This window comes from Pelomonas sp. BJYL3 (assembly GCF_027257975.1).
In the GTDB taxonomy this organism is placed as follows: Bacteria; Pseudomonadota; Gammaproteobacteria; order Burkholderiales; family Burkholderiaceae_C; genus Roseateles_B; species Roseateles_B flavus.
Map to the genome: position 1 here is coordinate 1 of NZ_JANZKX010000018.1, position 2989 is coordinate 2989.

3 protein-coding genes are annotated in these 2989 nt (G+C 66.3%); all 3 read right to left on the reverse strand.

Going from position 1 to position 2989, the window contains the following annotated elements; translation table 11 throughout:
• Positions 1–553 precede the first annotated feature (553 nt).
• Genes tnpC through tnpA form a run of 3 tightly spaced genes read right to left on the reverse strand, consistent with a single transcriptional unit; the run spans position 554 to position 2902 of the window.
• The gene (gene tnpC / locus O9Y01_RS23070) at positions 554–2149 is read right to left on the reverse strand and encodes an IS66 family transposase (protein ID WP_269633998.1); all 1596 of its coding nucleotides are present in this window, start codon (positions 2147–2149) and stop codon (positions 554–556) included.
• A 55-nt stretch (positions 2150–2204) separates the two neighbouring features.
• Entirely contained in the window at positions 2205–2540 is a 336-nt protein-coding gene (gene tnpB / locus O9Y01_RS23075; RefSeq protein ID WP_269633999.1) for an IS66 family insertion sequence element accessory protein TnpB, read from the reverse strand.
• Positions 2537–2902 carry an IS66-like element accessory protein TnpA gene (gene tnpA / locus O9Y01_RS23080; RefSeq protein ID WP_269634000.1) on the reverse strand — a complete coding sequence of 122 codons (366 nt, stop codon included), beginning with the start codon at positions 2900–2902 and terminating at the stop codon, positions 2537–2539. The genes tnpB and tnpA overlap by 4 nt, the downstream gene beginning before the upstream one ends.
• Positions 2903–2989: the final 87 nt, after the last annotated feature.

Below are 2989 nucleotides of genomic sequence, written 5' to 3' on the forward strand. Positions count from 1 at the left end.
TGTAAGCGTCCCGGCAAGTCATGTTGACGCAGACAACGGCGCTCGGCTCGGCGCGATTGCAAGATGCCGTTAGTGCTTGGATGACCTTTTGGGCGCACCTTCAGCGCGCCGCCAGCGAAACCACATCCAGGCGAATGCAAGGCCTACGCCACCGTAAACGAGGTGCAGCGACCATGCTCGAGATACGTACCACTCCCACTCGATTGGGTAGCTGGAAAGAGCCCAGAGACCAAGCCAGACTCCGAAAGTGCCCGACACGAGCCCCGACCCAAGTCGTAGAGGGAGTGGCGCGGAGCCTGAGATGCACAGCTGGATCGGCAAGGCAACGGTCACCAAGAAGAGTGCCGTCAGCGCTGTACCAAGGCCCGCAGCGGCGAAGGTGTCCATCGACAGGCTAAAAGGCCAAGACCCACGCGCACCGAGCAATGCCCACACGACAAACGCGCACGGACCGAGCAGCAATGCTTGAACAGTCAGGAATCGAGCAGTCTTCATCGTGGCCCTTACCTTTTACAGGGCATAGGCTACCCGAAGGTCTGTACACGCGGCAGCGTTAGCGAGCGATCGTGGCGGTCATGGGAGAAGCCCACCGATGCGGTAGCAATTCCTCGATGTCACTGGCCCGCTGTGTGGGTAAGCGCTGGAGGACGTCGCTCAGGTACGCATACGGGTCATGCCCGTTGAGCTTCGCCGTCTGGATGAGGCTCATGACGGCCGCCGCCCGCTGCCCTGCGAGCAGCGTCCCAGCGAATAGCCAGTTCTTGCGGCCCGTGGCCCACGGCCTGATCTGCTGCTCGTCGAAATTGTTGTCGATGGGTAGCGCGGGGTCGCCAAGATAGCGCGTGAGCGCCGCCCATCGGTTCAGGCTGTAGTCCATGGCCCTGGCGGTGGCTGAGCCATCGGGCACCTTCGGACGGAACTCAAGCAACCACTTGTGCAGGGCCTGGGCGACCGGCGCCGCGCGAGTTCGTCGTTCGCGCAAGCGATCCTCTGCTGCCAGGTCCTTCACTTCCCGCTCGATGCCGTAGAGCTGTCCGATGAGCTCGATGGCGGTGGCCGCCAGGGTGCTCTTGTTGGCGAGGTGCAGCTCCACGAACTTGCGGCGCGCGTGGGCCATGCAGCCCGCCTCGGTGATGCCGCCGTCGATGAACAGCGCCTTATAGCCGGCGTAGTCGTCGCACACGAGGCTGCCCTGCCAGGCGCTCTCAGTGCCGTGGCCGAGGAAGTTCCGTGGATGCTGGCCAGAGCGGCTCTCGGTGAAGTCATAGACCACCGCACGAATGGACTCAAATGCACCGCTGGCGTAGGCCCAGAGATAAGCACGATGGGTCTTGCCCGTGCCCGGCGCCAGCATGGCCACCGGCGTCTCATCGGCGTGCAGCACCGGCATGCGCAGCAGATCGGCCTTCATGGCACCCACCAACGGCTGTAGCCGCACGCCGCACACGCCCACCCAGGCCGCCAGCGTCGAGCGCGGGATGGCCAGGCCGGCGCGCTCGAAGATAGCCTCCTGGCGGTAAAGCGGCAGGTGGTCCGAGTGCTTCGCAACCAGCACATGGGCGAGCAGGCCCGAGGTGGGCAAGCCCTTGTCGATGATCTCCGCCGGCACCGGTGCCTGGGTCAACGTGCGGCACTTCGCGCAGGCCCACTTGCCACGCACATGGCGCTCCACGGTGAAGCTGCCGGGCGTGTAGTCCAGCTTCTCGCTGACGTCCTCGCCAATGCGCTTCATCTGGCAGCCGCACGGGCACGTCGTGTCGCTGGGCTCGTGGTGGTGCTCCACGCGCGGCAGATGGGGCGGCAACGCGGCGCGCTTGGGCCGCTCGGGCGCAGGCTCGGTGGCCATGCGCTTGGCGGCCATCAGGTCGGCTAGCTGCGCTTCCAGCGCGGCGAGGTCGGCATCCATGGCCTCGTCGAAGAGCGCCTTCTGCTCGGCGTCGAGCTGCTCGCTCTTCTTGCCGAACTTCACCCGGCGCAGCTGCGCCATCTCGAAGGTGAGCTTCTCGATCTTGGCGTCGCGCCACTCAATCTCGTGACGGTCGTGCGCCTGGCGATCCAGGAGCGCTTGCACCTTGGCGCCGATGTGCCCGAGCCCCGCGGCTTCCAGCGAGGCGATGTCTTCGGCACTGAGGGGCGCGGCAACTGCCATGGCGGCAGTATGGGGCGAGCGTACGTCGCGCGCATCGGCGCGAGCACCGATTGCGTCACAGCAACCGGATTGCGCCGTCGTCTTCCACGCGCTGCCATGGCAGCCCCAGCACCAGGGCCTGTAGCTGCGGCTGCGTCAGCGGCATCTGCTCCAGCGTGACCTCGCGAGGCCACACGAAGCGGCCCTGGTGCAGGCGCCGCGTTGCCAGCCACACGCCGATGCCGTCATGCACGAGTACCTTCATGCGGGTGGCACGGCGGTTGGCGAAGAGGTAGGCATGGTGCGGCTTGGCGCCGCCGAAGACCTGGACCACGCGGGCCAGTGCAGTCTCGGTGCCGGCGCGCATGTCCAGTGGCGTCGTCGCGAGCCACACGGCGTCGATGCGGATCAACGCAGCAGCTCGCGCATCCAGGCAGCGCACGCATCGGCAGCGCCCGCCGGCCACGTCACCGCGATGATGGTCGAACCGCGGCGGACCTCAATGCGGATGGTCTCGGCGCTTGGCGAAGGCGCTACTGCCGGCGCCGGGATCGGGAGCGCGATGAAGCCAACGGGCTGGTCGCTGACGGTCACTGCGGCAGCAGGCGGCGGTGCCATCTCATGGACCCAACGCCGCAGCAGGTTCGCGTTGATGCCGTGAGCCATCGCCACAGAGGCCATCGAGACGCCGGGCTGCTGCGCGGCTTGCACGGCCTGCGCCTTGAACTCGGCGCTGTGAACTCGGCGACGGCGGCCTGGCGCTGCTTGCTCCATAGTGCGTACGTACCCATCAAGTCGTTGATGGATACGAGCATCCTAGGCGCGGCTCAGCGGATCAACATGACATGCCAGGACGCTTAC

Coding starts and splice junctions, on each gene's coding strand:
- tnpC (WP_269633998.1), bottom strand. CDS start 2,149: ATGGCAGTTGCCGCGCCCCTCAGTGCCGAAGACATCGCCTCGCTGGAA.
- tnpA (WP_269634000.1), bottom strand. CDS start 2,902: ATGGAGCAAGCAGCGCCAGGCCGCCGTCGCCGAGTTCACAGCGCCGAG.